Source organism: Pseudoalteromonas sp. MM17-2 (genome assembly GCF_022347945.1).
In the GTDB taxonomy this organism is placed as follows: Bacteria; Pseudomonadota; Gammaproteobacteria; order Enterobacterales; family Alteromonadaceae; genus Pseudoalteromonas; species Pseudoalteromonas ruthenica.
This window is the reverse complement of record NZ_JAKRFV010000010.1, coordinates 90,925-116,623: the sequence shown is the minus strand read 5'-3', so window position 1 is coordinate 116,623 and position 25,699 is coordinate 90,925. Positions and strand designations below refer to the sequence as shown.

At 47.6% G+C, this 25,699-nt stretch carries 23 protein-coding genes; 8 read left to right on the top strand and 15 right to left on the bottom strand.

The window, feature by feature from the left end; genetic code table 11:
• Positions 1-4: 4 nt before the first annotated feature.
• Positions 5-655, bottom strand: coding sequence for a Crp/Fnr family transcriptional regulator (locus MHM93_RS10325; protein ID WP_022946356.1), 651 nt, complete (start codon positions 653-655; stop codon positions 5-7).
• Positions 656-903: 248 nt separating this feature from the next.
• Here MHM93_RS10325 and MHM93_RS10320 point away from each other — a divergent pair, with 248 nt between their 5' ends.
• The gene (locus tag MHM93_RS10320; protein WP_239449088.1) at positions 904-1,134 is read left to right on the top strand and encodes a uroporphyrinogen decarboxylase; all 231 of its coding nucleotides are present in this window, start codon (positions 904-906) and stop codon (positions 1,132-1,134) included.
• Here MHM93_RS10320 and MHM93_RS10315 read toward each other — a convergent pair.
• The 8 genes from MHM93_RS10315 to lptD all read right to left on the bottom strand — a co-directional run bounded on the left by MHM93_RS10315 (position 1,119) and on the right by lptD (position 11,657).
• Entirely contained in the window at positions 1,119-2,780 is a 1,662-nt protein-coding gene (locus MHM93_RS10315; protein WP_239449087.1) for an amidohydrolase, read from the bottom strand. The two genes, MHM93_RS10320 and MHM93_RS10315, sit on opposite strands and share 16 nt — an antisense overlap.
• A gap of 133 nt (positions 2,781-2,913) precedes the next feature.
• Positions 2,914-4,929, bottom strand: a complete 2,016-nt coding sequence (locus MHM93_RS10310; RefSeq protein WP_053911390.1) for a methyl-accepting chemotaxis protein — start codon at positions 4,927-4,929, stop codon at positions 2,914-2,916.
• Positions 4,930-5,032: 103 nt separating this feature from the next.
• Positions 5,033-5,851, bottom strand: a complete 819-nt coding sequence (locus tag MHM93_RS10305; RefSeq protein WP_239449086.1) for a symmetrical bis(5'-nucleosyl)-tetraphosphatase — start codon at positions 5,849-5,851, stop codon at positions 5,033-5,035.
• 4 nt (positions 5,852-5,855) lie between these two features.
• Positions 5,856-6,245 carry a Co2+/Mg2+ efflux protein ApaG gene (apaG, locus tag MHM93_RS10300; protein ID WP_022946351.1) on the bottom strand — a complete coding sequence of 130 codons (390 nt, stop codon included), beginning with the start codon at positions 6,243-6,245 and terminating at the stop codon, positions 5,856-5,858.
• On the bottom strand, positions 6,229-7,035 hold the full coding sequence (gene rsmA, locus MHM93_RS10295; RefSeq protein WP_022946350.1) for a 16S rRNA (adenine(1518)-N(6)/adenine(1519)-N(6))-dimethyltransferase RsmA: 807 nt from the start codon (positions 7,033-7,035) through the stop codon (positions 6,229-6,231). Before rsmA ends, apaG begins: the two co-directional genes overlap by 17 nt.
• Entirely contained in the window at positions 7,032-8,024 is a 993-nt protein-coding gene (gene pdxA / locus MHM93_RS10290; RefSeq protein ID WP_130148555.1) for a 4-hydroxythreonine-4-phosphate dehydrogenase PdxA, read from the bottom strand. The genes rsmA and pdxA overlap by 4 nt, the downstream gene beginning before the upstream one ends.
• A gap of 5 nt (positions 8,025-8,029) precedes the next feature.
• Positions 8,030-9,322 carry a peptidylprolyl isomerase SurA gene (gene surA, locus MHM93_RS10285; RefSeq protein ID WP_239449084.1) on the bottom strand — a complete coding sequence of 431 codons (1,293 nt, stop codon included), beginning with the start codon at positions 9,320-9,322 and terminating at the stop codon, positions 8,030-8,032.
• A gap of 13 nt (positions 9,323-9,335) precedes the next feature.
• Positions 9,336-11,657, bottom strand: coding sequence for an LPS assembly protein LptD (gene lptD, locus MHM93_RS10280; RefSeq protein ID WP_239449083.1), 2,322 nt, complete (start codon positions 11,655-11,657; stop codon positions 9,336-9,338).
• A gap of 244 nt (positions 11,658-11,901) precedes the next feature.
• Between lptD and djlA the strand changes: the two genes are divergently transcribed.
• Complete coding sequence (gene djlA, locus MHM93_RS10275; protein WP_053911385.1) at positions 11,902-12,741, top strand: co-chaperone DjlA; 840 nt, start codon at positions 11,902-11,904, stop codon at positions 12,739-12,741.
• Here djlA and MHM93_RS10270 read toward each other — a convergent pair.
• From MHM93_RS10270 to rapA, 3 genes are all read right to left on the bottom strand, one after another.
• Complete coding sequence (locus MHM93_RS10270) at positions 12,738-13,592, bottom strand: DUF3530 family protein (RefSeq protein ID WP_239449081.1); 855 nt, start codon at positions 13,590-13,592, stop codon at positions 12,738-12,740. The two genes, djlA and MHM93_RS10270, sit on opposite strands and share 4 nt — an antisense overlap.
• Positions 13,593-13,690: 98 nt before the next feature.
• The gene (gene rluA / locus MHM93_RS10265; protein ID WP_045979615.1) at positions 13,691-14,344 is read right to left on the bottom strand and encodes a bifunctional tRNA pseudouridine(32) synthase/23S rRNA pseudouridine(746) synthase RluA; all 654 of its coding nucleotides are present in this window, start codon (positions 14,342-14,344) and stop codon (positions 13,691-13,693) included.
• A 42-nt stretch (positions 14,345-14,386) separates the two neighbouring features.
• Positions 14,387-17,278: an RNA polymerase-associated protein RapA gene (rapA, locus tag MHM93_RS10260; RefSeq protein ID WP_239449080.1), complete on the bottom strand. Its 2,892-nt coding sequence runs from the start codon at positions 17,276-17,278 to the stop codon at positions 14,387-14,389.
• A gap of 317 nt (positions 17,279-17,595) precedes the next feature.
• On the opposite strand from rapA, the gene MHM93_RS10255 reads away from it, so the two are divergent.
• A complete protein-coding gene (locus tag MHM93_RS10255) occupies positions 17,596-18,996 on the top strand; it encodes a PhoH family protein (protein WP_239449079.1) in 1,401 nt (466 codons plus the stop codon).
• 169 nt (positions 18,997-19,165) lie between these two features.
• On the top strand, positions 19,166-20,068 hold the full coding sequence (locus MHM93_RS10250; protein ID WP_239449078.1) for a diguanylate cyclase: 903 nt from the start codon (positions 19,166-19,168) through the stop codon (positions 20,066-20,068).
• A gap of 30 nt (positions 20,069-20,098) precedes the next feature.
• Here MHM93_RS10250 and MHM93_RS10245 read toward each other — a convergent pair whose 3' ends face one another.
• Entirely contained in the window at positions 20,099-20,476 is a 378-nt protein-coding gene (locus tag MHM93_RS10245) for a DUF3192 domain-containing protein (protein WP_022946339.1), read from the bottom strand.
• Between the two features lie 139 nt (positions 20,477-20,615).
• On the bottom strand, positions 20,616-21,560 hold the full coding sequence (locus tag MHM93_RS10240) for a D-2-hydroxyacid dehydrogenase (protein ID WP_239449077.1): 945 nt from the start codon (positions 21,558-21,560) through the stop codon (positions 20,616-20,618).
• A 164-nt stretch (positions 21,561-21,724) separates the two neighbouring features.
• On the opposite strand from MHM93_RS10240, the gene zntR reads away from it, so the two are divergent.
• From zntR to MHM93_RS10220, 4 genes are all read left to right on the top strand, one after another.
• Complete coding sequence (gene zntR / locus MHM93_RS10235; RefSeq protein WP_239449076.1) at positions 21,725-22,138, top strand: Zn(2+)-responsive transcriptional regulator; 414 nt, start codon at positions 21,725-21,727, stop codon at positions 22,136-22,138.
• A complete protein-coding gene (locus MHM93_RS10230) occupies positions 22,122-23,288 on the top strand; it encodes an SO_0444 family Cu/Zn efflux transporter (RefSeq protein ID WP_239449075.1) in 1,167 nt (388 codons plus the stop codon). Before zntR ends, MHM93_RS10230 begins: the two co-directional genes overlap by 17 nt.
• 103 nt (positions 23,289-23,391) lie before the next feature.
• Complete coding sequence (locus MHM93_RS10225; RefSeq protein ID WP_022946335.1) at positions 23,392-24,504, top strand: 1-acyl-sn-glycerol-3-phosphate acyltransferase; 1,113 nt, start codon at positions 23,392-23,394, stop codon at positions 24,502-24,504.
• A gap of 154 nt (positions 24,505-24,658) precedes the next feature.
• Complete coding sequence (locus MHM93_RS10220; RefSeq protein WP_239449074.1) at positions 24,659-24,907, top strand: DUF1289 domain-containing protein; 249 nt, start codon at positions 24,659-24,661, stop codon at positions 24,905-24,907.
• Here MHM93_RS10220 and MHM93_RS10215 read toward each other — a convergent pair.
• Positions 24,902-25,609 (bottom strand): transporter substrate-binding domain-containing protein, encoded by a 708-nt coding sequence (locus tag MHM93_RS10215; RefSeq protein WP_157795521.1) that lies wholly within the window; start codon positions 25,607-25,609, stop codon positions 24,902-24,904. The two genes, MHM93_RS10220 and MHM93_RS10215, sit on opposite strands and share 6 nt — an antisense overlap.
• Between the last annotated feature and the right edge of the window lie 90 nt (positions 25,610-25,699).

Sequence of the window (25,699 nt, the reverse complement as noted above, 5' to 3'; positions counted from 1 at the left end):
CCACTTATGTGAAGCTTTCTACAAACTCCTCTAAAGCTGACACATCTATTGTTTGTAAGCCTTCTTTACTGCGCACAATAAGCCCTTTATCAACCAGCTCGGTAACCACGCGTCGATAAGCCCGCTCTGTGGTGGCAAAGCGCTCAGCCTCGGCGCTCACAGTGGGATAGGCGCGTAACAAGGTCGGGTTGTTGTTTTGTGCCCGCATTAAGCAATCTTTGGCAATATTATAGCTTAGCGGCAGTAACAGTTTATCAAGGTTAACCTTTTGGTTTTCCTGAAACTTCGCGGCTATAGTTTGCGCTGTGTACAAGCTTAGTTGGGGGTTCTCTAATAATACTTGGCGCCAATGCTTGAGCTCGATAAGGTTATAACTTACATCGCTAAAGCAGGTTACGGTATAGATACAAGGCTGATTGTTAAGCGCTTCTATTTCCCCAATTAGGGTGTTGTTGCAATCAAGCTGACCTAAGAGCAAACGTCGCCCATTGCCCACATCGTAGCTAAAAGATACGGTACCGCTGCGCACCAGTACCAGCTTTTTAAGCGGTTGATCTTGGTGTAATAGCACTTCCTTTTTTTGCTGCTGGTAGCGATTGCCAGTGAAATGAAGTAGCTGCTCTACCAAGTCGGTAGAAAAATGATATTGAAACATAGTCAAAACTCGTTGGGACAATTGTCCTTTTTGTTACACCAATATGTCGCTACGATGAAAATGTAGCGTTTTTTATGCCAATTTACGCACAGAGACTGAGTCCGTCATAGGTTTAATCATTCCCGTGTTTACTTATTCGTTTTTACTCAGTGGTGTGAATTGGCTTTTTTATCTTATTCTCGCGATGTTGCCGACAATGGCTTATAACAAGCGAGGTTTATGCTAACTTAAAGCAGAGGAGAGAACAAATGACCTGGGAATATTTAGGCTATGTCGCTTCTGCTTTATTAGTCACGTCACTGGCGATGAGCGATGTCGTGAAACTGCGTTGGTTTAATCTCGCCGGCTGTATCGCGTTCACTGCCTATGGGGTCGCCATTGTGGCGTGGCCAGTGGCACTGACCAACGCCTTACTCTCTGTTGTTAACATCTATCACTTGTACAAATTAGCACAGGCTAAACGTCAAAGCGCAGGCTGACGCTGGTAGCGACGCTGGCCTGCCAACCAAGTTTCTAACACCTTGGTTTGCCATACCTGTTGCACCGGGGCATGAATAATGTCGGTGTCGACAAGGATAAAATCTGCCCACTTGCCTTTTTCTAAACTGCCAACCTTAAACTCTTGGAAGGCGCTGTAGGCAGCGTCTAGTGTGAATGCTCGCAAGGCTTGTTCGCGCGAGAGCAATTCTTTAGGACGCCAACCTTGCTCAGGTAAGCCTTGATGGTCTTGACGTGTGATAGCGCTATAAAGACCATGGAAAGGGTTCGCAAGCTCCACGGGAAAGTCTGAACCCGCTGCCACACGAGAGCCTTGCTCTAGAAATGTACGCCACGCATAAGCGCCTGCTAGTTGTGAGTCGCTTAAGCGTTGCTCGGCCATATGCATATCAGAGGTGGCATGAACCGGCTGCATAGAAGGAATAATCTTAAGTGCTTTAAAACGCGGGATATCATCGGTATCAACAATTTGCGCATGCTCAATACGGTTACGTAGCAAAATACCACCTGTGCGTTTAAAGACATTCTCGTATGCGTTAAGCACTATTTGGTTCGCTCTGTCGCCTATAGCGTGGGTATGAGCGGAGAAACCATGCTTAAAGCATAAACTGAAAATATCCTCGAGCTGTTGTTGGTCCTCAAGCATCAGGCCACGATGCCCCTTTCTGTCTGCATAGTCTTGCAGTAGGGCGGCGCCACGAGAGCCTAGCGCGCCATCCGCGTACACTTTCACACTGCGAATAGCCAACATGTCTTCATTATCATCGACTTTACCAGCTTTAAGCATGGTCTCGAGCTTGTCATCGGTGGCCCCGAGCATAGCGTAAATGCGCAGCGGAAGGTTGTTGTTTTTGGCGCGTTGTTTATACAGTTGCCACGTATCAAAATCGATGCCGGCATCATGGGCGCTGGTAATACCTAAGCTTAATAAATGTTGACCGGCTTTATCTAAGGCTGTGGCGAGAGCTTTCTCGCTGCGCTTGGGAATGTGTGCTGTGATCAACTGCTCTGCTTTATCTATAAATACGCCGCTCGGACTCCCTTCGGCAGTGCGTATTATTTCACCTCCGGCCGGGCTTGTTACCTCACTATCAAGACCTGCTAACTCCATGGCTTTGGAGTTGACCCAAATAGCATGACCATCTACGCGACTTAATACCACGGGTCGGTCGCTTACGAACTTGTCTAAATCAGCGGCACTGGCGAAGGTTTTTCCTGGCCAAAGTTCCTGGTTCCAGCCACGACCTATAATCCATGGCTGTTCAGACTGTGCGGCGAACGCTTGAAGACGCTTGCCCACCTCTGCAACCGAGGTTGCACCGCGTAAATCAAGCTGCATTAGGTTTTGCCCTAAGCCAATGATATGACCGTGTGCATCGATAAGGCCAGGAAGTAGCACCTTACCTTGGCCGTCGATGCGCTTTGCATCTGGGTAGCTTTTACTAAGTTGTGCTTTGCCGCGATTGATCACTCGGCCATCTTTAATCACTAAGGTTGCAAAGGTCTCAAGCTCGCCTTTTTGAGTGGGTGTATAGCCTTTTATATTATGAATAACCGTGGTTTGTGCCAATACTGTGCAAGGTATAGAGCACATCATTAATAGTGCAACGAGTTTGTTTTTCATCATTTTTATCCTCTGTTAGCAGCTTTGTGAATGTAGCAAATTTATACGCAAGGGAACAGCCAGGAAGGGGAGGATAATTAGGCAGCAACAAAAAGGGCCGCTAAAGCGGCCCTTATCATCATCAGCACTTGGCTGTTTAAACCTTAAAGCGGTCTACAGACTGGCGCAACTCTTCAGCGAGCTTGGCCACTTCAGTACTTGACTCTGAAGTCTGGTCGGCCCCTTGAGCTGTCTGCTCAGCGATAGAAACAATTTGCTCCAAGCGCTCACTTATTTCTTGCGACACTTGCTGTTGCTCCATCGCTGCCGATGAGATTTGCTCGCTGACATCGTGTGCAGTGGCAACGGCGTGAGTGATTGAGTCTAGTGCAGTGGTCGCATGTTCACTTTGCTCAACACAGGACTCGGCTTGTTGACGGCCTTTTGACATCGCTTCTACAGCAGCTTGAGCGCCGGTTTGTAGCGATTCAATCATGTTTTGAATCTCTTGCGTCGACTCTTGTGTCTTACTTGCCAACGAGCGTACTTCGTCAGCTACAACGGCAAAGCCTCGCCCTTGTTCGCCTGCTCGTGCGGCTTCGATTGCAGCATTCAATGCCAGGAGGTTAGTTTGCTCGGCAATGCCACGAATAACATCCAAGATACCGCCAATTGATGCGCTGTCTTGATGCAGCTGATTAATAACCTGTGAGGCGTTATCAACTTCAATAGCCAACTGTTCGATAGTCTCTTTGTTTTGGTTAGAGATCCCTTTAACACGGCTAGCTTCGCTGTCGGCATTCTTAATCTCGCTCAGTGCTTGTTGAGCACTGTCGTTCACTGCCTGAGAAGTACTACTCATTTCGGTTGTGGCAGTCGCGGCTTGCTCCACCTGAGCGCGCTGCGATTGGATTGCGTGGCTTGACTCAGAGGTGATGGTCGACGTCTGCTCTGATGCTGCAGCAAGTTGTGTTGAACGCGAGATGATGCCTTGAATCAAGGCTCGCAAGCTGTCAATTAGGGTATTACAACTGCGTGCTAGCTCACCGAATTCATCTTGTGCACTGTCGTCTAAGCGTTGCGTCATATCTCCTGAGGCAACAATATTAAGCACGCTGTTTACCTCACTCAATGGTTTAGTAATACGGCTTACGGTGAAATAAGCAACAATCACTGCGATGATGGTGGCTATGATCATGCCCAACCAAGTCCACAGGTTAGCGGCACTGACATCGGCACGTACACCTTCTTGTTGCTTGAAGGCAAGGTTATTCACTTGCTTCACTAAGGTGGTCAGGTTTTTGATCGCCTGCTCAGTGGTTACTTCTGAGTTTTCAAGATTAACCGTGGTTTTATCTAAGGTGTTAAGTAATTCCAACTTGTTTGCGGCAAGTGAACTTGAGCCTTTAACCGCATCGCTAATGGTACTCACATAGGTATTTAAATCACTGTAAAGCGACGCATCTTTAGCGCTTACAGCTTCTTCAATCAGCCCCATTGAGCGTTCAAGCTCGTCCATATAAAACAGTTGGTCGTTCTTAATAATTTCCAGCGTTTGCTTATTCTTAACAGACAGAATGTCGTTGCCTGTGGTGGCAATCGCGGTGAGGTTGTTTTCCAATTGCGTAACTGCCTGGTAAGCACGAGGTGAGTCTTCTTCTAGACCGTCTAAGTCAGAAATATCAAGAACCACAGAAATGGCATCTTCTGCGTTTAAGTCGATATCGTCAAACTGGCTGCGCAGTGTATTGCGAAGTGCCAGCGCTTTCGCTTTGTTGTTAAACAGCTGAGTGACTTGGCCCTCAAACTGGGTGTAAGTTTTTTCTACGGTTTGCGCGAGCTGTTTTAATTCTGGCTCATTAGCAACCACATCCATAAGGTTCGCCATGGACTTATCAAAGCGCTTTTGCTCTTTATTGTAAGCTTGCTTTAGCTCAGCAAGGGACTTTTCATCCTCGCTATTGTAGGCGCCCAATGCTGCTTTACTCATGAGCACAAATTCAACTTGTAGCTCAGAGCTTTTATCTAAAGCAGGTAAAGAAAGTTGGTTAACACTTTGCGTCGAGCTATCAATATTCGCAATGCGAACAAGAGAGTTGCCACCTATAACCAAAAGGAGGAGGGTGATAAAGATGAATCCACCCCAGATACGTTGACTCACAGTAAGCTTCATAGATGTTCCTAACTACATAAAATATCTTAACTTATCGGCAGGATTAAGGATAAATTAAGGTAACTATTGCTAAAATGTAACAACTTTTTGCGTTTTTATCAGCTTATTGCGATAAAAATTCGCATTGCTTTACAACTTTTTTCTTACTCTGCAAGTCCATCAGAGTCATGCTGCCACCCCAAACACATCCTGTGTCCAAAGCATGTACATTATCTCGCCCAGTTTTACCTTCTAGTGCCGCCCAGTGCCCAAATACAATGTCAAAATCATCATGCTGACGATGGCTGTGAGCAAACCAAGGTACAAGCTGATCATCGCACCCTGGTTTACCTTTTTCTTTTAGGTTTAAAGCACCGCTGGGTTCCACAAAGCGCATGCGGGTGAAACTATTGATAGTATAGACAAACTTTTCCATTTCGCTGAGAGAATCGCACCATTTTACAGGCCTGTTTTGATACATGTGCGCGAAATAATAAGCTGCGTCTTTTCCTTGATAACAGCGCTGCGCTTGTTGTGCTTGCTCAAGAGCTTGCGCAAGTGACCAATGTGGAGACAAACCAGCATGGCATACCAGAGTGTTTAGCGGCGCTAACCAAAGAGCTAAGGGTTGGTTACGTAAAAACGCGAGTAGGGAATCAAAATCGTCGGCGGCAAATAAAGGGGCGAGTTTATCTTTTGGGTTGGGTTCTTTATTTAATGCTGCACAAGCCAGTAGGTGTAAATCGTGATTACCTAAGGTGACACTCACACTGCCTTGCAATTGCACAAGTCGGCGCAGACATGACAGCGAGTCGGGACCGCGCGCAACGATATCACCAACACAATAGAGATGATCTTGGCTGGGGTTGAAATCAACACGCCGCAACAGTGCATCAAATTCATGATAACAGCCTTGCAGATCACCTATTGCGTATAACGCCATGAGCTTAGTGTAAAATGTTGGGGCAGTTTAGGCGGAAAACATCAATGGGCGCCTGGAACTCATTGCCAAATTCGCTGCGCATCACGTAGTAGCCTTGCATGGTGCCCACGGGAGTTTCCAACACTGCGCCACTGGTATAACTGTAACTTTCACCCGGGCCGATGGTTGGCTGCTCGCCAACCACGCCTTCACCTTCTACTTCGACTTCTTTGCCATTGGCGTCGGTGATAAGCCAATAACGACTGACGAGCTTGGCGCTACTCAGGCTGTGATTCTTTATCGTGATGTTATAAGCAAATACGTATTTGTCTTGCTCTGGCTCCGATTGACCTTCAACGTAGAAGGTCTCGACATTCACTTTAATCGCTGAATCTGTACTACTGCTTGTTGTCATATAACCAATTCGCAATCTCAATAAATTGTTGTAAACTCAGGCTTTCTGCTCGCAAACTTGGATCGATACCTAGGCCTTTTAGCTGCGATTCATCCAATAAATTGCTCAAGCTATTTCGCAGTGTCTTACGGCGCTGATTAAACGCTTCTAAACACACGGTATTAAGTAACTTAGTATCTTTAGCGCTGCGTTGTGCTTTGTCTTTCGGCACTAAGCGCACCACGGCCGAATCCACCTTAGGTGCTGGTTTAAAGCAATTAGGCGGCACTTCAATAACAGGAATGGCATGGCAGTAATATTGTGTCATTACGCTCAAACGGCCAAAGGCTTTGCTACCAGGACCTGCGACCATGCGATTAACCACCTCTTTTTGCAGCATAAAGTGCATATGCTCTACCTCATCAACGAAGTTGAATAGATGGAATAGCAGTGGTGTTGAAACATTGTAAGGCAGATTACCAAATATTTTTAATTTGGCGTCGTTGCGTAGCAGCGAGGAAAAATCGAATTTCATCGCATCGCCTTGATGTACCGTTAGCTTCGGCGCCATAAAAGGGTGGTGAATCAGGCGCTCGGCTAAGTCTTTATCAAGCTCAACCACGTTAAGGTGGTCGGTCAACTCGCACACCGGTTCGGTGATTGCGCCCAGACCTGGACCAATCTCGACTAGGTTATCGCCCGGACGCGGGTCGATAGCGGTGACTATTTTATCAATGACGGTTTCGTCATGAAGAAAGTTTTGCCCGAATCGCTTTCGAGCATAGTGGCCTAGGTGTAATTTATCTGTCATTGTCTCTTAGCTTTTTTGCTCGCCATTTTGATTGCTTCATTTAAAGCAACGCGAAAACTGCCAGCGTCTGCTTGGCCACTCGCAGCTAAGTCAAGGGCAGTGCCGTGATCGACTGAAGTGCGAATAAAAGGAAGGCCAAGGGTGATATTTACGGAATTTCCAAAACCCTTATATTTTAACACAGGCAACCCCTGATCGTGATACATCGCCAGTACTGCATCCGCCTCATTGAGGTATTTATCTTGGAAAAGGGTGTCGGCAGGAAGGGGGCCCACTAAGTTCATACCTTGTTGATTTAGCGCTTCCAAGGTCGGAGTGATCACTTCAATTTCTTCACGGCCAAGGTGCCCGCCTTCGCCAGCGTGTGGGTTTAAACCACAGACTAAAATGCGCGGTTTGGCAATTGCGAATTTAGTACGTAAATCGTGCTCAAGAATACCAATTACCTTTTTCAAGCGATCTTCTGTGATGGCTTTAGCAACATAGGCCAGCGGGATGTGTGTGGTGACTAACGCAACTCGCAGTCCTTGTGTTGCTAACAGCATCACGACATCCGGAGTATTTGATTGTTGTGCAAAATATTCGGTGTGCCCGCTAAAAGAAATACCCGCTTTATTAATGATACCTTTGTGAACTGGGCCTGTGACGATGGCATCGAACGTGCCATCCATGTTTTTCTCACAGGCTATACGCAGAGTATCAAGCACGTATTCGCCATTTTTCTCATCAAGTTCACCAGCCACCACAGGCGTTGCTAAATCGACTTGATGGATATACAACTCACCCGCTTCGCTGGGCTGGGCAGGAGCTTGCTCATCAAAAGGCGTTAACCGTAGCGGCAGACCCAGCGCTTTGGCTCGTTGTTGCAATAGCTTAGCATCAGCAATAGCGACCAGCTGTGCGGGCCACTGCTGCTGTGCTAATTCAAGCAATAAGTCCGGGCCTATGCCAGCCGGCTCCCCCGGAGTAATGGCGATACGTAAGGTCATAACCATTAATCCTCTGCGAAGATCTCAATGTGCGCTTGCTCGCGGATCTCCTGCTGGAACGCAAAGCTCTCTTCTTTGAACTTACGATTATAGAGCAGCTGCTGAGCACGGTTTTTCTTCGCTAAATCGGTTTTATCGGCGACGCGTTTATCTAACAGCTGCACGATGTGCCAGCCGAAAGTGGAACGGAACGGTTCACTGATCTCGCCTTTTTCTAGCGACATTAACGTATCGCGAAACGCAGGCACATAGGTAGTAGGGTCGGTCCAATCGTACTCACCACCCTTAAGTGCTGAGCCCGGATCTTCAGAGTACTCTTTCGCCAATTCGGCAAAGTCAGCATCACCGGCACGCAAGTCTTTGACAAAGCCTTCAAGCATTGAGCGTGCTTTCTCTTCACTCAATATAATTGAGGGCTTGAGAAGAATGTGACGTGAGCGCATCTCGACAGTTTCCACGACTTGGCGGCCACGCACGTCTTGTACTTTAATGATGTGAAAGCCCGCGCCACTGCGCAGTGGGCCAACAATCGTGTCTTTTTTCTTACCTTTGACTGCCTCGGCAAATAATGAAGGCATTTCATTGGTGCTCATCCACCCTAGCTGTCCACCTTCGAGCGCCTTCGAGCCACTGGATGAGGCGATTGCGATACGTTTAAACTCTCGGCCTTCTTCAAGTAAATCAATAACTTTAGCTGCACGGTCTTGCGCACTGGCAATTTCCTCTGGCGTTGCAGAGCTGGGAATATCGATAAGAATATGGCCAATATCATATTCCTCACTGTTGCCGCCTTGCTGCTCCATAATTTGCAAAAGGTTTTCAATCTCTTGCAAGCTAATGTAGATACGGCGATCGACGTTAGCGCGCAATACCTGCTGAGTGGTGATCTCTTTACGAATATCTTCACGGAATTGGGCGAAGCTTTCACCGGATGCTTCCACTGAGCGACGCATGTCGGCAATCGTACCGCCTTGGTCTTTTGCCATGGTTGCAAGAGTTTGATCAAGCTGGCCATCGGAGATTTCTAAGCCCATACGGTCGGCCATTTGCATCAGTAAGGTTTGATTGACGAGTCGCTCAATAGCTTGCACACGTAAAGCACTGTCAGTGGGAAGATCTTGACCACTTTCTTTGGCTTGTGCTTTTACTCGGTTAACAATGGCATCCACTTCACTTTCAAGGATCACCCCTTCGTTAACGATACCTACGACTTGGTCAATAAGTTGTTCTTGCGCTTGTACACCCTGAGATAACCCTAGGGCAAATAAAGTTGTTGCTAAAAAACGTCTGAATTTCATACTTTTTATTGCTTTAATTGGTAAGGAAATAGGGGCGACGGTAGCCAAAAATGCCTTCTCTAAGTAACTTTTGTGCATCATAACTGCTCTTGCCTCCAAGTCCTTTAAGGACAAATTTGATGCCGATCCCCGAGTCGAAGATGGCTTGCTCTTGGTTTATGCTTTGGTTTAAGTCCGTTTCTATTTGTCTGCGGCCAGTGATCTGCACTGCCCAACAACATGACTCATACTGTAAACCACTGAACACTTCGATGCTACGACCGGTTTCAATATCACGGTGGTAGCTGGCCACGAATTGCCAGTTATCGTCAATTGGGACACTGGTAAACATACCTATTTGCTCAATTGTATTCCCTGAGACATCGTTTGCATAGCGATGGTTCAACTGCACCAACTCATTATCGTCGCCCTTATAATCTAGGGTCACATGGGATTGGATTATTTGCTTGCCATCGGTGTCGTACTGAATGCCGCCAGAGAGATACCAACGACGGTGCCAGTGCCACATGGCTTCACCGGCGAATAACGCGTTGTAATTGTTTTCGCCGGCAAAGTCTTGCTCTGTGGGTTTAGCAGAATCAGAGAGATAGAATATTTGCCCGACACTGAGGTTAAATAATTCCTCATTTTGTTTATCAAAGATACGCGTTGTCGCCCCGAGGGTAATTTGGTTAGCCGCAGCGATGCGGTCTACACCGGAAAAGCGACGATCGCGGAACAGGCCATAAAAGTCGTCTTGGAGCTTGGTGGTATCAAACAGGCCAATGTTATTTTGGTCTTTGTTGGGGGTGTACAAATATTGAATTTGTGGTTCCAGGGTTTGAATACCATCTTCGACGAGTAAGCTGGTGTCGCGCTCGAAGTTAAGTTGGCTGTATAGGCGAACTTTCGGTAGAGTTCTGTTTACCGTTTGCTCATACTGCGTCCCTTCAAGATTACCTTGCTGGTCATAATAAGTGTGCAGCACACTGAACTCGGAGAGAAATGACCAAGCATAACGCTCTTCACTAAAACGCAGTTGCGGTTCTATGTGCACTCGTGTGGCTTCATCAATAGTTCGCGTGCTGTTACGGAAATGGCTCAACTCGCCGCTTACTGAAGCGTCAAACCAACCCAATTTATAGGCATTTGTCTGTGTAAAGCCGATGCGAGGCAAGGTTGTGTAGGACTCAAGGTGGTCGCCCAGGACTTCATAATCTTGCAATTGTATATCGGTGCGCCAACGCTCACCCAAATGGGTAAGAATCCCCGTACGGGCTAAGTGAGTGTCGGTCTTATTGGCGTAATTAGAATTCAAATCCGTGAGGTAGTTATCGTCACTCACATTAGTAATATCAACGCCTGCACGCCAGACATCACTAAAGTAGCTCTGCTGCTGCCAGTGGAATAAATAACGGTTTCCAAGCTCTCGCTCACTTTTATCTGAATCTAAGTATTCAAGCCCCAGCAAGCCTTGGCTGCTCGGGGTTAAATAGCGAAACTCTGACTGCAGCTGAATGCCTTTTTTGGACATATAGCGCGGCGTCAATGTGAGATCGTAATTGGGAGCCAAGTTGATGTAGTAAGGAGTGATAGTCTCCACGCCAAATCGGTTTGAGCTGGAAATCTGTGGTGCTAAAAATCCTGTTTTGCGTTTATCATCAATAGGAAAGGTAAAATAGGGCAGATACAAAACCGGAGTATCATAAATTTTCAGCGTGGCACCGTAAGTCTCGCCCCAACCTTCTTTTTGCGAAAGAATGATTTTATCGGCGCTGATTGCCCAGGTTTCGCTATCAACCGGGCAGGTCGTGAAGCTGGCATTACTCAGCTCTAAGGCGTCCTCATTAACTTGAAGTTGTTCAGCGCCACCACGGCCTTGCTGTTGAGTGAGCTGATAATCGGCACCAAGAAGGCTGATATTAGAGTCGTTTAAGCTTGCATTTAAGCCGCGACTGGTGATTTTTGAAACACCGTCTCGGTAAGTGAGCGGCCCAGTCGCATTTAATAAGCCTTGTTGTTTGTCAATCAGTGCCGACTGCGCTTGTAAGCTCATGGTGCGCGTATTGATGTTGACGTTGCCGTCAAACTGAGCACTATCTTGGCCTATTAATTCAACATCGTCGGAAACAATTTCTACTAGACCCAAGGGTAAGTTAGGGGCTTGCCAAGGCGCAGGGCGTGAAGCAGCTAAGCAGTGCGCTACCTTAATATTTTGTGATAACTGTTTTTTATCGGTATCTGTGTGCTCTTGCGCCGAAGCGGTATTGGCCGCAAGCTCTGCTGTACGCGCAAAAACGGCGCCTGCGCTGGCACCATACAGGGCGAGAATAACCATGCCCCACAATTTATTCATCGACTTCCCTTAAACTTAATGTTGCTTGCCAAGTGCACTGGAAATAAGCATGACATAATAAAGCAATTTTTCCGTAATTACATCCGCTGACAAAGCGATGTCAGCGGATAAGGGTTAAAAATTGTTAGCGATAAAAGCGCTAGGGTATATAACTAGCTGCGCTACTGGGTCATGCTTTCGCTTGTTAGTTCGATGATTTTTCGTCACTATGTGGTGCACATTGGTTTTCAGAGGTATTTTGGTGATGTGGGGCAAGCTTCTTGGTGCCTGCTTTGGCTTTATGTTTGGTAAGTTTCTTGGCGCCTTATTGGGGCTGTTCGTTGGGCACATGTTCGATAGAAGCTTAAAGCAGGACTTTGACCGTGCTGGCGGTTTTCGTGGCTTTTTTAATCACGAGGATGTATCTCAGCGCCAAGCCTTATTTTTCTCTAGTTGCTTTGCTGTCATGGGGCACATTGCGAAGTCCAACGGTCGCGTCAACGAGATGCATATTCGTGCAGCCACACAGTTTATGGATGAAATGGGCTTAAGTGGTGAGGACAAGCGCGAAGCTCAGCATGCATTTCGCGCGGGTAAAGAGGCTGATTTCTCCATGAATGCGACGCTGCGAGAGTTCCGCGAGCATTTTGCCGGGCGCTTCGATATGTTGCAGTTATTTTTGGAAATCCAAATTCAGATGGCCTTCAGTGATGGCCACTTAGCTGAGCAAGAAAAAGCGCTGTTGGAGCAGGTCGCCAAAGGGCTGGGTGTCAGTAAAACCCATTTTAACTTTATCCTCAAACGCTACCAAGCCGAATTTGCTTTTCGCCAACAGCAACAACGCTTTCAACAGCAGCAACGACAACATCATCAAGGGCGCACATCAAGTACCAGCGATGCCGGTATGAATCGTCGTCAGGCGTTGGATATTCTTGGTTTGGAAGAGGGAGCGGATGCGCGCACTGTAAAAAAGGCCTACCGCAAGTTGATGGCGCAGCACCACCCAGATAAGTTGGTATCCCAGGGCCTTCCTGAGCATATGATGAAGTTAGCACAAAAGAAAAGTCAGGATATCCAAGCGGCGTATGAGTACCTAAAGGCTTAGAATAAGCGCCGCAGAAAACCGTCGATTTCCGTTGCTAGGCGGTGTATTTGCTGCTGCTCACTAAGCTCAGCGAACAATGTACGTTGGCGGTAATCAAATTTTCTGTTTTTCTCTGCCCAGAGTTGTCGCTGTGGCCGTTGCTGTGTGGCCCAGCTATGATCAAAAGGGGTGTACACGTCGAGCACTGCAGGGGGCATCACTGATAAATTGGCGCTAATGTGATGGTGGCGAGCAGGGACTGGCAAGTAGGCGCCCACAGCAATAAACGCGTTAATATCCACCTGTAGATTATCGACAAAGTACTCACTGAGTAAGCCGGCGCTACGCCCAGCAGCGAACACACTAACCGCTTTGCCTTGCTCTTGTGCCCGCTCTAGTAGACTAACTAGTTGTGCGCTTAAGCGCTGTTGTTCTTTATCCAACAGCTCAGAGGAGATGGCTTGTTGATAGCCTGGGACATAACTGGGTTGCGGCTGCTCGGTTTCATCAGCAGGTTGTGGAGGCGGCTCCTGAGATTGCTGCGTTTGCTCTTGTTGCTGTTCTTCGTTAGCGTCTTGCTGGGCAGCTTCGCTCTGTTGCTCATCGTCACGTGTTGCTGGGCGGTTAACTAAGAGGTAGCTGCTGTAGCCACGCTCACTGAGCAGTGCCCGTAAAAAAATAAAACCACGTTGATTACCATAGGGGTCGTCGATGCTTGGGATCATAAGCACTACACCGCGATGCTCTGACGCCATATGTGGGCGAAACACCACATGAAACTCTTCCCCTTTGGCGAGCAGCGTTTGTGTCTCATCGAGGCTAGCTAAGTAATGCCTATCGAGGGTCGGGCTGGCATTGGTTGGCCATTGCACGAGCAACCCTATAAATATCAGTATCAATCGCAGCACAGACGTTAAACACCCTCTATTATTTTATATCTACATAGCTATCGGCCAACGCCATAAAAAGTTTAGAACGGGCACGAAGCGGTAAACTCCATCATCTCTTCGTTACTAGGATGGCGTAGTTGTAGCCAAGTGGCGTGTAGTTGTAGCCTATCTGCTCGCGCTTTGGCGCGTTCGTGGGCGTAAAGTCTATCGCCGAGGATCACATGTCCTAGGCTAAGCATATGTACGCGTAACTGGTGACTGCGCCCGGTGATCGGGGTGAGCTCAACGCGAGTGGCATCCTGCTCATAATCAAGCACCTGATAATGAGTGAGTGAGGGTTTCCCTCGGTCATGATCGACCATTTGCTTTGGCCGGTTCGGCCAGTCGCAAATAAGGGGCAAATCGACGCTACCACTTTGCTCTTTTAGGTGACCCTCAACCCGAGCAAGGTAACGCTTGGCCGTTTGCCGCTCTTGGAATTGCATACTTAGGTGGCGGTGTGCGGCTTTATTTAATGCCAGACAAATAACTCCGGAGGTAGCCATATCCAGTCGGTGCACAATTTTGGCGCTAGGAAAAACAAGGTTAGCCCGACGGATCACACAATCAGCATGCTTGGGGTCTTTACCGGGAACGCTGAGTAAACCACTGGGTTTATCCAGTACTAGTAAGTCATCATCTTGGTAAAGAATGCGCAGATAAGGAGTGCGCGGTGGATTATAGTGTAACAGCATGGCCAGCCCCGTTAGATAAGGCCGGCCATTTTAAAGAAATGCTTAGTGGCTGACAACGATTAAGCGAATGGCATCGAGTTTAACCTTGGCTTTGTCGATGTAATCATCCATTTGCTGCTTGTTATCACGATAATAACTGAGCTCCTCGTCACGAATATTCGGATTGATTTCTTTCAGGTTTTGCAGGCGAGTCAGCTCTGTATCCAGAGCCTGATGCATGCTCTGTTTGGCCTGTTCACGTAGCTGCTCCATGTGCACCTGCGCCTGCTCATTACCTTGCTCAATCAGCGGGTGAATGGCACTTTGTAATGCGTTCACGAGTTTCGAAGCCGTTTGTCTGCCAACGGCATTTAATTGCTGATTAAAGGTATCAAAGGCAACATTGGCGCTGAGGTCGTTACCGCCCTTATCCAGTAGTAGTCGTATGGGGGTCGGCGGTAAATAGCGGCCTAATTGTAATGATTTCGGAGCCATGGCTTCGGCGATGTAGACCAATTCAACAAAGAAGGTGCCGGCCGGCAGTTTTTTGTTTTTAAACAGCGCCACCGAAGCGGTGCCAAAATCGTCATCACAGATCATCTCCATCGCCCCTTCGACCATGGGGTGATCCCAACTGATAAAGTGCAAATCTTCTTGCGCAAGCGCCGTGTCTCTATCAAAAGTGACACTGATGCCTTCTTCTTTTAAGCAGGGGAAGGTGGCACCAAGCATGTGCTCAGTGGGTTTGAGGATAATGCTATTTTCGCCTTTGTCTTCTTGGTTTACACCCCAAATATCAAACACATTGATCATGTAGCTGGGCAGCTCAAAACTATGGTCTAAGGCATTGATATCCTGCACTAGGTGCTCAGACTGACCTTGGCCGCTGGAGTGCAGCTCTAATAACCGGTCACGTCCTGATTCCATTTGCGCTTTAAGCGCTAGATAACGCGCATGAACGCGCTGTATCAGTGCTTGCAGCGGTTCATCTTGGTAGCTGCCATCAGCCAGTAACGCAATGAGCTCATCGCCAAACTCTTGATTGAGAATATGCCCAGTGCTGGCAGTGTGTTCAAAGGCATTCAGGCCATGGTGATACCACTGCAGCAGGGTGTCTTGCGCAGTGTGTTGAAAATAAGGCACGTGAATTTTAATGTCTTCGCTTTGGCCGATACGATCTAAGCGGCCAATGCGCTGCTCTAGAAGGTCTGGGTTGAGCGGCAAGTCGAACAGCACGAGGTGGTGAGCGAACTGGAAGTTGCGCCCCTCAGAGCCAATCTCAGAACAAATAAGGACCTGAGCACTGTCTTCAATGTCGGCAAAGAATGCGGCGGCGCGGTCACGTTCAATAATGCTCATGCCTTCATGGAACAGTGCGGCCTTGATCCCCTCGCGTTCACGCAGTGCTTGCTCAAGGCTTAACGCGGTTTCGGCTTTAGCACAAATCACCAACATCTTTTGCGGCTTATTGGCGTTAAGGGTGTCGATAAGCCACTGTACCCGAGGGTCGAACTGTGTCCAGCTGCTGTCTTGACCCTCGAATTCTTGGAACATTTTCTCTGGGAACAGCGCGCGCATGGCGTTGAGCTCAGCCGGCCCTGAGCTGCCTAAACTGCCCATTACGTTCATCGCGGTTTGGTATTGCGACGGCATTGCCATTGGGTAGGTGTGCAAAATACGCTCGGGGTAGCCGCTTATGCCACTGCGGCTGTTACGGAATAAAATGCGCCCTGTGCCATGACGGTCCAGAAGCTGCTCTAACATGCTGGCTTTCGCTTGCTCATCGCCCTTAGCAATACCGGCAAGTAGTGCTTGCGCTTCGCTACCTAGCAGGTTGGTAAGTACTTGCTGTTGGTCAGTGCTCAGATCTTGTTCTTGGAGTACGCTATTGGCTGCGTCGGCAATGTCTTGATAATGTGATTCTTGGGCAACAAAGGCGTCGTAGTCATAGAACCTGTCAGGGTCGAGCAGTTTCAAACGGGCAAAGTGACTTTGGTGGCCAAGCTGATCTGGGGTGGCGGTAAGCAAAATAAGACCGGCAATATCGCGACTAAGCTCTTCAATGCGCTGATACTCGGTGCTGGGTTTATCCACCGACCAGCTTAGGTGATGCGCTTCATCAACCACCATAAGGTCCCAATCCGCCAAGGTTGCTTGTTCAAACCAGCGTTTTTTCTTGGTTAGGAATTCTAAGCTAGTGAGCACCAACTGTTCGGTCTCAAACACATTCGGGCTGTCGGCATAGGCTTCGGCGCAGCGCTCTTCATCAAAAATGGCAAACTGTAAGTTAAAGCGGCGCAGCATTTCTACTAGCCATTGATGTTGTAAATTCTCGGGCACGACTATGAGCACGCGCGCAGCGCGGCCGGTAAGCAACTGTTGGTGCAAAATCATACCGGCTTCAATGGTTTTACCTAGACCCACTTCATCGCTGAGTAACACGCGCGGGGCAAAACGTTGTCCCACCTCACGGGCAATATGCAATTGGTGCTCAATCAGGCTAGCGCGTTGCCCAATTAACCCTTTTAGTGGTGACTGCGCGCGCTGGTAGCGATGTTGCCACGTGTTGTAGCGCAGCGTGTAACGATCGAAGCGGTCTACTTGACCAGCAAAAAGCCTGTCTTGAGGCTTATTAAACTTAATAAAATGATCAAGAAAAGTTTCTTTGAGTTCCACCGGTTCGTCATTATCAAGACGTTTGCCTACGTAGGTATATAAGCCATCGCTTTGTGTTACTTCGCTGACCTCAAGTTCCCATTCATCAGCACTGCGAATAGTATCGCCAGGATTGAACTTTACACGGGTAACGGGGGCTTCACTTTGTGCATAGACCCGGTTTTCCCCGCTTGCAGGAAAAAGAATGCTGACTTGGCGTCCTTCCAATGCAACTACGGTACCTAATCCTAAATCGGACTCGGTATCACTGATCCAACGTTGACCTAAGGAAAAATTCATTACTTGCTCGACTCGACTTTGATTTACCTAGGCTTGAGCGCGTTGGCCCAAGCAAAAAAAGGCGGCTATATTAGCGTGCTCTTGATTGATTATCACCACAAAACGCAGAAAAGTTTCTACGCTTGTGTGTTTTATATACAGCAGCAAAAGAAGGGCATTTTTGCAAACAAAAAAGTGTGATTTTCACCGTCTTTTTTACTGTCATAAAAGCGTCTTTTGTAATCCATAGACTAAACTTGAAGTATGCCGCTACTGATTCAGGCTGTTTATTGAGCTGCGGCGGCATACATACAATAAAAGACAAATAGGAACGCGCTATGGACCAAGACCGCCACGCTACCAGTAGTAAAATGTATGTGCTCGACACCAACGTATTACTCCACGAACCCCTTGCTTTCCTCTCTTTCCAAGAACACGATGTAATTGTGCCAATGACTGTCCTCGAAGAGCTCGACCACATAAAAGACCGCAAACGTGATGTGAGTCGCGATGCACGAGTGGCTATTCGTGCACTCGATGAAGTATTGCGCGATGCCACCCCAGAGCAAATGTTGCAGGGGGTGTTATTGCCCAGTAATAAACGTGCACCAGAAGTGCCTCGGGGTAAGCTCATTATTGTTAATGATCACTTATTTGCAGATAGCATCTCTGGGCTGCCTGGTGATGAAAACGATCACCGCATCATTAACTGCGCGGTGTATCTGCAAAAACAGTACAGCGACGCCAAAGTGGTGCTAGTGACCAAAGATATCAACATGCGCCTTAAAGCCAAAGGTGCGGGTCTGCATTATGTTGAAGATTACCGTACAGACCAACTGATTGATGACATTACGTTACTGACCTCAGGGTATAAAAAAATAGAGGGTGATTTCTGGCAGCATGTCGGAGAGTGTGAAACCGAGCAGCAAGGGCGCGATGCGCTTCATCACGTTGCCAGAGAGTTGGTACCTGATGTATTTGCCAATGAATATTTGCTTGATGACAGTGGCCATTTCGCGGCTCGCGTAGTTGGCTATGATGAAGCACATATAACCCTAAAAGACCTAGGAGTCGAACGGCTATTGGCGCGCAGCGCCTGGGGCGTTAAACCAAAAAATATTTACCAAGGCATGGCCATGGACGCCTTGCTCGACCCAGATATCGAACTGGTGTTACTCACTGGCCCGGCAGGGTGCGGCAAAACTATTTTAGCCTTAGCGGCCGCCCTTGAAATGATCATCGAAAAAGGCATATACGACAAACTAATTGTGACCCGCAATACCCCTGAAATAGCGGAGTCTATAGGTTTTTTGCCGGGCACTGAGGAAGAAAAAATGGCGCCTTGGCTGGCAGCGATCACCGATTCTTTGGAGGTGTTGCACAAAGGCGATGAGAACCCGATTTCCAGTCGCAACTATATTATGGAAAAAGCCAATATTCAGTTTAAATCGGTGAACTTCATGCGTGGGCGTAGTATCCAAAATGCTGTGGTATTGCTTGATGAGAGTCAGAATTTAACAGCCTCACAGTTGAAAACGATCATCACGCGCTGCGGGGCGGGCACTAAATTGATTTGTTCGGGGAATCTGGCGCAAATAGACAGTAACTATCTGACCCCAGTGACATCGGGTTTGACCTATATCGTTGAGCGTTTTAAGCATTTCGAGGGCAGTGCCACCGTAAACCTAAACGGTGTGGTGCGCAGTCGCCTTGCTTCATTTGCTGAAGAAAACCTCTAAGCATACAAGCTGACTCACTGTGTATGTGGCTAATTTCTGCCATATATTCAGTGAATTGTTAGGTATTTATGTCTAAACTGGGTAAATACGTTAAATAGCGGGTTATACGTGATTAAAATCATACTTTATCATTGGTTTTGTGAGCGGTTTAGACAGATGGGACAATTAAATGAGGCCAGCGCGCATTCTTGTTGTCGATGATGACGAGTTAAATCGGGTGATTTTGGAAAAAACACTGAGCCCCAAGCACGACGTAATTTGTGTAGAAAGTGCTGAGGCCATGTTTGAGTGGCTAGCGACTAACAGTGTTGACCTGATCTTGCTGGACATAGTCATGCCCGGTATGGACGGCTACGAGGCGCTGCGTAAACTTAAGCATGATGAGCGCACCCAGCCTATTCCAGTCATTATCATTTCCGCCAATGATTCACTCGTCGATGAAGCTAAAGGCCTTGAGCTCGGTGCCATGGACTACATAACCAAACCCTTTGGTAGTGCCATAGTGCGCGCGCGAGTTAAAAACCAGCTGACTATCAAGCAAAAGAACGACCTGTTAGAGATGCTGGTCAGTATCGATGGCTTAACCGAAATCCCCAATCGCCGCTATTTTGATGAACAGCTCTCGCGGGAGTGGCGGCGTAGTGTCCGCGCTGGGTTGCCGTTATCTGTGGTGCTCATTGATATTGACTTTTTTAAACGCTACAACGATCACTATGGCCACCAACGCGGTGATGAGTGTTTGAAGAAAGTGGCTTCAACCTTGGTGGCCAATTGTCAACGTGGTAGTGACTTCGTCGCTCGCTATGGCGGAGAAGAATTTGCTGCTGTGCTGCCAGGGAGTGAAGAGGGGACAGCCATGGCGTTGGCACAAAAGCTAAAACGCGTTATAGAAGAGCTTAACGTGGCGCATATAGACTCGCCTGTTGCTGACCACGTCACTCTCAGTATAGGGGTGTCCACCTATCCTGGTTTTGGGGACGCGCAATCGGAATCACAGCTTATTGAGCGCGCTGACAGGGGGCTTTATAAAGCCAAGCAACAAGGGCGTAACACCATTGTATTTTTCGCATAAAAAAAGCCACCCCTGTGGGTGGCTGAACGTTTACAGCTTATTGATAAGCGCTTGGTAGGCGCTGTCACCTACACTGACTAAGGCGCCATCAGCAAACACCAAAGGGGTGCATTCGTCCTTTGAGATTTTGCCATCCGACTTTTTACTTTGCGTGGCGTAAAACAACACTTGGTAGTTGTCTTGTTGATGACGGAAAGATTCACTGAAATCTGGCGTTCCCAAAGAGTTTTTCACTTGCGCAAACCCCGTACCTAGCTGCAAGTCAGCAATGTATGTGCGGTTATCTTTTTGTTGCTGCTGCCAATCACTGCCAGCCCAACGAGCATCAGCATCGCCATCATTCACTGAAACAACACAGCCTCCCAATAAAGGAAGGGCGACTAAAGCGGCAATAAGTGTTTTTTTCATTGTTATATCCGTTATTAAGTATTGTTAACACCTAGGTAAGATAACAAATTTAATGCCAATATTTATTTGTCTTTATTATCATTAGGTTATGAAATGATTAAGTTGTCTCTTAGGCCTAGAAACCCATAGTTTAGTGAATCTAACTAACCTGATTGCGGATTTCACCATTGGCAAACCCAATAATATTCTTCGCCAATTGTTCAATGAGGCGGTCGCGGGCTTGGCGAGAGGCCCAAGCAATGTGTGGCGTGAGCAATAAGTTATGGCCTTGATATGCAATTAATGGGTTATCTGTGGTGGCAGGCTCACGTGTGAGCACATCTAACGCCGCACCGGCTATATCGCCTTGCTCTAGGGCCGCAACGAGCGCTTGTTCATCAATAATAGGGCCACGTGCTGTATTGATGAGCACTGCACTTGGTTTCATTAAAGCGAATGCGTCGGCGTTAAATAGTTGCTGAGTTTGTGGCGTTAAAGGACTATGAATAGAGACCACATCAGCGTTTTGCAGTGCCTGTTCAAAGCTAACCCGTCCTTCTCGTACTGGCTGTCCCTTACGCTCCGCAACAATGACCTTCATAGCGAAGGCTTCTGCAACGCGCGCCACCGCCTGACCTAACTCACCATAGCCGATGATAGCAAGGGTTTTATCGGCAAGCTCCTCAATGGCATAATCCAAGCGGCAAAACATATCACTTTGTTGCCAAGCACCTTGATGGCAGTCATTAATGTAGCGATGAATATTACCTAATAAGGCGTTGAGTAGGGCGAAGGTGTGCTGCACCACTGAGGCGGTAGAGTAGCCAGCAACATTACATACTGTGATGCCTTGCTCGGCTGCACCTTGTAAGTCGATATTGTTGGTGCCGGTGGCAGCAACACAAATCAATTTGAGCTTAGGTAGCGATTGCATGTGTTCAGCATTAATCACTACTTTATTGCTAATAATAACCTCGGCATCTTGGCAACGAGTAACAACGGACTGTGGCTCAGTTAGCTCATAAGCATGGAAGTCTCCGAGTTGCTCCAGTGGGGCTAAGCTATTGTCACCTAAAGTTTTTGCATCAAGTAGTACTATGTTCATAACTCTCTTCTTTCATTTGGCCAGTTAGACAAAGTAGGCGTTAAAATACGGTGGTTTAGCACTAGTCTTTCATGGTGACTTGGCGGACGCAAAAAAAATATTGACCTTGGAGTTAACACTAAGGTCTACAATCAGTGACAGTTAAATAACTGCGAGAAAAACTAATGCGAATTTCAGAGTTAGCAAAAAAGGTGGACATGAGTCCCGATACGCTTCGTTACTACGAACAGCAAGGGCTATTACAGTCGCCTAATCGCACTGCAGCAGGATACCGGGATTATACGCACGCCCATTTAGCGCAATTAAACTTTATTCGTCGCGCTAAAGACGTCGGCTTTAGTTTGCAAGAAATCTCTGAGTTATTGAAGATTAACTTTGAGAAACAGCAGCATAGCTGTCATGAAGTGAAGCAACTCACGTTGCGGAAAAAGGCACTTGTGGCAGAGCGTATCGCTGAGTTGCAACGCTTTTATGCCTCTCTTTCACAATTAGCCGAGCAGTGTTGTGGCACAGAATTACCGGCAGAGCATTGTTCAATTTTGACCGCATTGGAGGACATTGATGGACTTACTAACTAATTTTTGGCAACTGTTTGTGCTATCTGCACCTTGGCTGATGCTGGGGCTGTTTTTAGCTGGGCTCATCAATGTATATCTTCCTGCTAACTTTTTGCAACGCCACCTTGGTAAAGAAGGCTTTTGGACAACTGTGAAAGCGGCTTTTATTGGCGCGCCCATGCCGTTGTGTTCTTGTGGCGTGATCCCAGCAGCCGTTGGGCTCAGACGGGCAGGCGCTTCGAAAAGTGCGACTACGTCCTTTTTAGTCTCTACGCCTGAAACTGGTGTCGACTCAGTGTCTGTATCCTATGTCTTATTGGGCCCTTTTATGGCTATTATTCGTCCTATCGCCGCAATTACCAGTGCCATTACCGCAGGTGTGCTAGTAGGTAAAGAGCCTAAGCCCGAGGCAACCCCGACACAGCCATCGTCGCTGAGTTGCTGCGCCGAAAAAACGCCACAGCCGCGCACTTCATGTTGCACCAATAAGCAACAAGCGCCAGTATCTCAAGTTCCCACGCAGGTACAACAGGCTGATAACACAGCGCCGGCCTCATGCTGCAGTAGCCGTTCTAAAGCTACAAAAGAGCCCAGTTTCATGGCTAAGTTTAAGCAAGCGGTGCACTTTAGTACTACGAAACTGTTAAACGATACCGCCATGTGGTTAATGATTGGTCTGTTTTTCGCGGCGTTAGTGCAAACTTATGTGCCCGCTTCTTACTTAAGCCAGTGGGGCAGCGGATTATTGGCGATGACGGTGATGGTGCTTATCAGTATTCCAATGTACATTTGTGCCACGGCATCTACGCCAGTTGCTGCTGGACTGCTCATTGCTGGAGTATCGCCAGGCGCGGTATTGGTATTTATGTTAGCAGGACCTGCGACTAACATTGCCACGCTCGGTGTTGTTGGTAAGGAGTTAGGCAAGCGCGCGATTGTTGCCTATCTCAGTGCTGTCATTGGTGTAGCCTTAGCATTTGGGTATTTAACGAATTGGCTGGTGGCACGGTTCGACTTTGCAGTGAGTCCTTTAGTTGGGCATCAGCATGAGCTTATGGCACCGTGGTTATCGCAAAGTTTAGCCGTGATTTTACTGCTGTTGTTATTACGCTTGGTATGGCTGAAGTTGCGCGCCTGGCAAGCACCTGCGCAGCACCATGATAATGCATAAAGGGTTGTATCCCTTACTGGTAAGAGTTGATAAACTTAGCGAATACGTAAATGGCGCGATACAATAAGCGCCGTTTTTTTGCCTGTGGTAATAAGGTGTAATCGTGGATAAGTATGCAGACATAAGACCCTATAATGACGACGAAGTAGCAGATGCTGTTGCCCGGTTGGTAGCAGATAATGACTTTGTTGATTTGATAGCGAAGCATAATTTGCCCGGTTGGCTTGCCGGTATGCGCTTTCTATCTCGCCCGCTGGTGCGTGCGAGCCTGAAACGTAAATGGGGCCAAGTAAACTCAGTGCGCCAGGTCCAGCTTGAAGTTGTGCATTATCTTGAGCGCATCATCCACAACACCACCTCAGAGGTCACCTATTCAGGGCTAGATAAGCTCGATAAAAACCAAGCATATCTGTTTATCTCCAATCACCGTGATATTGTGCTTGATCCCGCGTTGGTGAATTTTGGCTTGCACCAACATGATATGAATACCGTGCGTATCGCCATTGGAGATAATCTGTTACAGATCCCATACATCACTGAGCTGATGCGCTTAAACAAAAGTTTTATTGTAAAACGCTCGGCAAAAGCACCCAAAGAAATGCTTAAAGCGTTATCACAGCTCTCAGCCTATATTTATGACTCGTTGCAGGATGGCCACAGTATTTGGATAGCCCAGCGCGAAGGGCGTACCAAAGACGGTTTTGATCAAACCGATCCGGCGTTATTAAAAATGCTGCAATTGAATGGGCGCAAGCAAAAGAAAGAGTTTGCTGAGTATGTACGTGAGCTAAAAATTGTGCCGGTGTCCATTTCTTATCAATATGAACCGTGTGCGATATCCAAAGCGAAGGAGCTCTATCATAAAAAGCACCACGGCGAGTATATAAAATCTGCCGGTGAGGATATCAGCAGTATAGTGGAGGGCTTTACGACCAATAAAGGCCATGTCCACCTCGCTTTTGGTCAACCGGTGCAAAGTGGCTGTGATACCCCAGAGGATCTTGCAAAAACCATCGATAAGCAGATTGTTGAATCTTTTTATTTGCACCCAGGCAATTACATTGCCGCTAAGCACGGTGATGCGGTAGTTGATTCCGAGTCCGTGGATGTGAAAGAGTTTGATGAGCGTATGCGTGCTATCCCCGAAGAGCTGCGCGATCTCGTTACGGCCTTGTATGCGCGCCCAGTACTGCGCAAGGAAGAAATGGATACCTAGGCTGGTAATTCAGAGCCTTTGGCATTAACGTTATACCTAGGGTTGGTTTTTAATACCCACCAAGGGTAATAAAGGCTAGGATAGTCAATGCGTTCGGCGTTATGCGCTGCAAACAGCATTGGACCATGGCCTAATCACACTGGGTAGAGCGTACATGCAGCAGCTGGAAATCTTTTCTATTGATAGCCCCTGCAAAGGGGTATGTCAGGTCAATAACCGTGGTTATTGCCTGGGCTGCTTTCGTTCTCGCGATGAGCGCTTTATGTGGAACCAACTCAGTGACGAGCAAAAACGTCACGTTAACCTACTTTGTCATCAGCGCTATAAGCGAGCAATGCAGCGCAAGCAACAACACGGCGACACCAACACACCTAATGCGGGGCAAGGAGAGCTTGATTTATAAGCCGTGCTTTTGTTTTAGGTAGTCAACAACGCCATTTTGTTTAAGGGTGTTTAACACCGCGAGTAACTCAGGGATCAACGCCTCATGGCGTTTATGCACATAGTGGTAGCTGTAGTAATCATTAAGATGCTGGCGATGATAGCTGGGGTTGCTATGGCTGTCGAAAGCCTGTTTGAGGTGAAAGTCTAAGATGGCAATGCCATCAACTTGTCGTTGAGCTAAGAGGTTTAATTGCGCCGACACGCTTTTTAGGCTGAGCCGCCGGCCTTGGTAATTTTGGCTGTCGAGGTATTGTTCGGCTACTGGGTAACCGCTGCGCAGCACCACGCTGTTAAGATCGTTCAGTTGGCACTCGGCGCAGCGCGTAAGCATGATCAACTCAAACTTAAACAATGGAAAATCAACACGAACCAAATTAGCGTAACGAGATTCAATTGCAGCAATGCGCCCTAATTGCCCGTCTAAAGTCCCTTCGTCGGCAGCGCGTAATGCTTGTGGCTGGTCAAACTCTATCAACTCAAGCTGATATCCAAGCTGATCATAGGCTAAATCCATAAGTTCAATAACATAGCGAGCTTGTGGCGTATCAACAGGCTTGTTAAAGGTCATGTTAGACGATGCATAGGCGCTAACAGATGCACTCAGCAGCCATAGCGAAGTAACATAGAGGATGGTGCGTTGTAACAAGGTTGAGTTAAGCATGCTATACCATAGTTTATGCGTGGCACTTCCTTGTTTTGCAATTGGGCTTACTCCGTTACCCATGTAAAATACGCGTTAAATTTCGCCACC